General features: G+C 70.2%; 3 protein-coding genes and 1 pseudogene. All 4 read left to right on the top strand.

The features are described 5' to 3' along the window. Positions 1-1555 (top strand): annotated as a pseudogene (locus tag ACJA3G_RS26840) (ALF repeat-containing protein); the annotation flags it as partial. 300 nt (positions 1556-1855) lie between these two features. Continuing rightward, positions 1856-3838 (top strand): DNA/RNA non-specific endonuclease, encoded by a 1983-nt coding sequence (locus tag ACJA3G_RS26835; protein ID WP_406555620.1) that lies wholly within the window; start codon positions 1856-1858, stop codon positions 3836-3838. 31 nt (positions 3839-3869) lie between these two features. Then, positions 3870-4910 (top strand): hypothetical protein, encoded by a 1041-nt coding sequence (locus tag ACJA3G_RS26830; protein WP_406555619.1) that lies wholly within the window; start codon positions 3870-3872, stop codon positions 4908-4910. Positions 4911-4972: 62 nt separating this feature from the next. Next, positions 4973-6539 (top strand): trypsin-like serine protease (locus ACJA3G_RS26825; RefSeq protein WP_406555618.1); only part of this gene is annotated, 1567 nt, incomplete at its 3' end.

The raw sequence follows: 6539 nt of genomic DNA, 5'->3' as shown, positions 1-6539 counted from the left end.
CAACGACGACCTCGCCGTCGCCGCCACCCTCGGCCGCCAGGCAGCCACCGCACTGCTGGACTCCAAGGGCACCTGGACCCGTCAGGCCGCCCGCTTCGCACTCGCCGGATCCGACTACGACGTCTACTCCTGGATCGACCTCGACCGCCAGCTCGCCGCCTCCCAGGACGACCGCGAGACCATCCTCTTCATCGCCCAGGTCTCCGAGCCGGCCGTCGCGAAGGCGGCCGTCCAGGCCCTCACCGGCGGGATCCCCGCGGAAGGGGACTTCAACACCGGCGGCGTCATCAAGTCACGGGCCGAGGACAACAGGGTCAACATCCTCAAGATCCTCAACGAGAAGCCCGGCAAGGCCGTCACGAAGGCCGCCAACGACGCACTCAACACCAACACCCCCGAAGCCCTCCAGAAGTTCTTCGACGAGGAGCTGGCGGACGCCATCGCCGAGGACGACGCCGTCTCCACCATGAAGGTGATCGCCTCCGGCGACGCGTACTCCAAGGCCTATGCCGAGGTCGCCATGGAGGGCCCCGCCTGGATGCGCCGGCGCTTCGTGGAATCCGTCCAGCACAAGGCCGCCCAGCTCGACTACGACTCCCTCAGCCACGCCGCCGCCATGCAGGCGACCATCGCGGCAGCGGCCAAACTCGCCCAGGACGCGCAGCAGGACGCAGCCCTCGCCTCCCAGGTCGCGGCCGTGGCCCGCGATGCCGGGACCGAGGCCCAGCACTGGGCCCAGAAGGCGCTGGACTCCGCCGCACTGGCCGACGACTACGCCAAGCAGGCCCGCCAGCAGGCAAGCGCGGCGGACAAGTCCGCCGCCGACGCCCAGGCCTCGGCGGACAAGGCCAAGGACGCCGCCGCCACCGCCCAGAGCGCCTCCCGCGCGGCGAACAACTCCGCCAACCGCGCCATCGACGCGGCCCGCAGCGCACTCGCCTCCTCCTACAGCGCCGCGGCCTCCGCCGCCAACGCCCACCAGGCCGAGCTCAACGCCGGCCGGGACGCCAAGACCGCAGCCGCGGCAGCCGCCGAGGCACGCCAGACCGCGGCCGACAAGCGCGCGGCAGAGGTGCGGGAAGCCGCGCGTGCCGCGGCCGAGCAGGCACAGAAGGACCGGGACGCCAACCGCAACCCGTCGAACACCACGCAGAACGACACGGTCAACCCCAAGGGAAGCCAACCCGGCCAGGACGAATGGTGGAACGACGCCAAGTGGTGGGCCAACACCGCTGACAAGGTGAGCACGGCCGCCGGACTCCTCGCCGCAGGTTTCGGCGTCGCGTGCGTCTTCTGGCCCGCCGCGCCCATCCTCGGCAGCATCGCAGCCGTCTGCCTCGGTATCTCCGTTGCCGCCGCCGGAGTCAGCGCGATCGCCACCGGCATCGAATACGGCTTCACCAGCGGCGAATTCGCCATCTCCGCGGGCCGCACGGCACTGCAGCTCGTCACCCGCGGCGGCGGAAAGGCCGCCACGGCCGTGGCCAAGCCGGTCATCAGAGAGGTCGAAAAGGTCGGCGACGCCGTGTCCGGCCTCGTCAAGTCCTTCTGGTGACGCGACCTGCCCCGGGTCCCCGCGCATAGGACCCGCGCTGCTCGCCGTGCCGGCCGCTCGGACTCCGCCCCCGTCACGGGGGCGGGTTCTCGCGTCGGCGGCAGGCCACAAACCCGTGCCACCACGGCGCGCGTGGCTGCCGCGACCGCCCGGCGCGGCGGGCTCCGGCGAGCCCGGCAGAGCGCAGCTCATCTCACCTGATCACACGGCCCGTCAGGGCGTGCTCGGGATGGCCACCTACCGAGAGTAGATATGTTTTCACCACGTGCGAGACGGATACTTCCCGGCCTCCTCCTCGCTTTGAGCGTCGTCGCGACCGGCACCGCCGCCGCCGACGCCACACCCCCGCTTCCGTCAACCACTCCGGGCGCCGCCGCCACCGGCAAGGCCGCGGAGTCGCCGCTGTCGGAGGCGCCCCGGCACAAGGCGGACAGAATCGACCTGGGCGATCTGCCCCGCGTCGCCATCCCCGCCAAGACCCGGCCCGTCACCCCGACCCGCGGCGAGAACTGCGAGCCCACGCGCGCCGGTTCCCGCGAGCGCCGGGCAGGGGCCGTCCAGGCCTGTGTCACGATCAGCCCCAAGCCGGCGGCCACCGCAGGGAAGCGGGCCCTCGCCACCATTCCACCCGCGGCCCCAGCCGCGGCCGACGAGGGCAGCTGCGCGATCACGACTCCCGCGACGTGGTACTACAACCGCTTCCAGTACTGCGCGTACGACCTGACCGTGCTGTACACGCTCAAGGACAGCAACGGCAGGGTGCTCGGAACCGGAACGCTGAGCGTTTCCACCGGTGCCACCTTGCCCGCCAAGGGCAAGACCTGGAAAGAGCAGGTCAGGGTCATGATGACCGGTGCGACGGACGCCGTCACCACCCTGGGGGTGAAGTTCAGGGCCGCCTGCTCGGCCGGCTGCACCGTCACCGACCCCAGCCCGTGGGAGGGCAAGAGTCTGGTCAAGGACCAGATCATCAGCGGCACGGTGGAGTACGCCTCCGCCCCGGCCCCTGGTACCAAGCTCGACTTCACCACGTCGTACAAACTGTTCGTGACGTCCCCCGGCGCGCAGATCACGGACCCGAACGCCGCCTGGAGCAACCCGGAGAAGATCCGTTGCGACGATGACGTCCGGGACACGGCCAACGGCACCGGCACACCCGCCCCCGGCTGCGTCGTCCCCAGCTTCATGCCAGTGATCCCGATGGGCACGCTGCCCAACGGATCGGACGCGGGCGCCGCGGCGGCCGGATACCTGTGGGGTCAGCGCAACCTCGCCGACGGCTGGGGACGCGACAAGCCGCTGACCCGGGCGAAGAACGACATCGCCGACCGTACGGCTCGGACCTGCGGAAGTGGTGGTTCGAAGCCCTTCCAGGAGCGGACGGACATCGTTCCGACCGACAGCTGCGGCGAATTCCCTTTCGCCGCCACCCATGAGGGGGGAACCGACGGCGCTCAGTGCGCCGAGATCATCCCGACCCACAGCACGGGTGGCTGGGACTTCTCCGTACTGGAAGGCGGTGCGGGCAAGCGCTGCGTGCGGGCCCATGTCCCGCTGGCCGACAAACAGGCCGCCGAGGGACAGCTCTCCGACGGCTTCACGAATCAGCGCGTGCTGGAGGCCGAGCAGTTCAAGGTCGACATCAGCGCGTCGGTCGCCGAGCCGCAGGCCGCCTGCCTGCGAGCATCACCCACCGACGCTTTCCAGTCCGGCAACGGGTGGATCAGGAACACCACCGATCCGGTCGCGCACCGCAACAAGAACACCACCCCGCCCGACGCGGCCGGTGTTCGGGCGGCCATGGCACAGGCCTGCCTGGGTAAGGTGCCCGGCACGGGCAGCCCCGCAGTGGGGGACATCACCGGCTGGCAGGACGCACAGCAATACGCCCGCCCCTACGCGGCGCCCGGCGCCTCGGCGCCGTACGGGCTCGCCCGGTGCCACCTGATAGCCAACATCCTCGGCGGTAAGGGCCAGGTACAGGACGGCGGGCAGCTCAACCTCGTCCCCTGCTGGCAGGCGGGAATGAACACCGGAACTCCCAGCATGCGGACCTTCGAGGTGATCGCCCAGAAGGCGGTGAAGGACGGCACCATCGGGCCCAACGACGCGATCTTCTACCAGGTGACGCCCGACTACCAGGACAGCACCAGCACAGTGCCCGTGGGGGTCACGATGACCGCCAGGATCGAGCGGGCGGACGGATCGACCCAGCCGCTGTTCCCCGACGTCTACATCCCCAACACCAAGTCGGACACCGGTCAGTTGAACCTCGGCAACTGACCGCGATCGAACCACACCAACGGGAGCCGGAATGAGCCGTACCACCCCGCCGCGGCCGGTCGACGTCACGGCGGTCTTTCCTCAGCTGGCCCCGTTGGCGCGCCGGGCGACCCGGTTGCACCCCCGGCCCGGGACTCCGTCACCGCAGGACAGTTCGGTCGGCGGGCCGCTGCTGTGGCCCGCCGACGAGCCGTGGCCGTACTGCCCCGGCCCGCACAGATGGGACCAGGTGAACGCGCCCCTCGCGCCGCACGAGGTGCGCCTTCAGCGGCGCATCCGGGCGAGGGTGGCTCTGCGAGCGCACGACGGCCCGCACGCCGCCCAGCACACGGCCGAGGAACGGGCCATCGAGGGACGCATCAGTGCCGGCCGCCCATGGCCCGAGGGGCCGGTCGCCTTGCTGCCGGTGGCCCAGTTGTACGTACGTGACGTTCCCCTGCTGCGTCCGCCCGCGGGCGCCGATCTGCTCCAGGTGCTGTGGTGCCCCTTCGACCACCCCGAGAAGCCCGAGACCGCGCTCTTCTGGAGGTGCGCCGCCGATGTCACCGACATCCTCGCCGCACCTCCCCAGCCGCCGGTGGTGCAGTTCCCGGGCTACCTGCCGGAGCCGTGCCTGCTGGCGCCGGAGCAGGTCACCGAGTACCCCAACCCCATGGAGCTGAGCGGGGAGTTGCAGCAGCAGCTGGACGACTGGAGCAGATGGGAGCCGGCCGGGTCCGCTGTGGACAGCTCCTACGTCGTCGCCCCGCAGGAGTTCTACCTGAACAAGCTGTCCGTGGCTCCGGGCTGGAAGGTCGGCGGCTGGACCCGTTGGGGTCTCACCGACCCCGTCCCCCGGCTGTGCCCCGCGTGCGACGCCGAGATGAATCCGCTGCTGACCATCGCCTCGTCCGAATGGGACTCCAGCACCCACAGTTGGATCCCCTACGAGGACCAAGCCCGTTCCACGGCGTCGCTCACCGACCCCGAACCGTGGAACCCGACCCTGCTCGAGCTCGCCCGGGGCTACGACCTGCAACTCCACGTCTGCTCGGTATCCCCCGGCCATCCGCACATGGAACTGGTCCAGTAACCCCATTCCCGCCGTCGGCCGAAACCTGACCGCACCACCATCACGAGTTACAAGGAATGCAGATGTCCAGAAAGAGTTCACGCTACTCGTGGACCACCGCCCTGCTCGCCACTGCTGTGGGCACCGGCACCCTGACCGCTCTCCCCGCCTCCGCCCTCTCCGGCAGCGAAGTCCCCACCAACACCTACGCCTTCACCGCGAAGCTCAACATCGGTGAGAACTCGGCGTGCACCGGCGCACTGGTCGACGCGCAGTGGGTCCTGACGTCCGCCAGCTGTTTCGTCGTGGACGGCAAGGCCGCCGCGGCCGGTAAACCCTCGGTCAGGACCACCGTGACGGTGGGCCGCGCCGACCTGAGGCAGACGGGCGGCAATGTGGTCGAGGCCGTCGACCTCGTCCCCCACGCGGACCGTGACCTGATGATGGTCAAGCTTGCCTGGCCGGTCGTCGGCGTGGACCCGGCCAAGCTCGCCACGAGTGCTCCCGCGGCGGGTGAGCAGCTGACCTCACTGGGATTCGGACGGACGAAGACGGAGTGGGTGCCCGACAAGCTGCACTCCGGCGCGTTCACGGTGGCCTCCGCCGACGCCGGCACCGTCGCCCTCAACGCCTCCGGCGACGCGGTGATCTGCCAGGGCGACGCGGGCGGACCGGCGCTGCGGGTGAAGGACGGCGGTGTCGAGCTGGCGGCCGTCAACTCACGTTCATGGCAGGGCGGTTGCCTGGGCGCGAACCCGGCCGAGACCCGCACCGGCGCCGTCAACGTCCGCGTGGACGACCTGGCCCCGTGGGTCGAGCACATACGTCAGACCACCCCCGAGGTGCGTCTGCAGTCGCTGATCCCGAACGTCACCTCCGTGATGACGAGCGGTGACTTCAACCGCGACGGACGCGATGACTTGGCCGCCATCACCAAGGACGGCAACCTGTACACCTTCGCGGGCCGCGCCGACGGCACCTTCGAGTTCGGCCGGCCGCTGTGGAAGACGGACAACGGCTGGACGGGCATCAAGAAGATCATCGGTGGTGACTTCAACGGCGACGGCATCACTGACATCGCCGCCGTATGGGGCAACGGAGCACTGCGCCTGTACGCCGGGCAGTCGGACGGCACCCTCGCCGCCGCCAAGCCGATGTGGAGCGATGAGAAGACCAACTGGAACGACATGCTCCAGCTGACCCGCTTCAAGGCCGACAGCTCCGGCCGCGACGGACTCCTCGCCGTATGGAACGCCGGCGACAAGGGCGATCTCTACGCCTACGCCGCCAACACCGACGGCACGCTCGGCGCAGGCCGCAAGATGTGGCCGGACTCCTCTTGGGTGAACATGCGCCGCATCACCGCCGGGGACTTCACCGGCGACGGCCGCGACGACGTCATCGCCCTGGCAGGCGACGGCAGCCTCCTGCGCTACAACGGCACCACCACCGGCGGTCTCGACAAGGGCACCTCCATCTGGCCCGACAAGGGCTGGGGCAGCATGCCCGTCGTCCTGTCCGGCGACTTCAACGGCGACGGCCGGACCGACCTGGGCGGCCTGTGGAACAACCAGCAGCGCTTCAACCTCTACAAGGGTGACGGCAAGGGAGCCGTAGGCACCGGCACCAACGCCTGGCCCTCCCCCACCC

Source organism: Streptomyces sp. YS-3 (genome assembly GCF_045257485.1).
In the GTDB taxonomy this organism is placed as follows: Bacteria; Actinomycetota; Actinomycetes; order Streptomycetales; family Streptomycetaceae; genus Streptomyces.
This window is presented reverse-complemented; position numbering and strand designations above follow the sequence as displayed.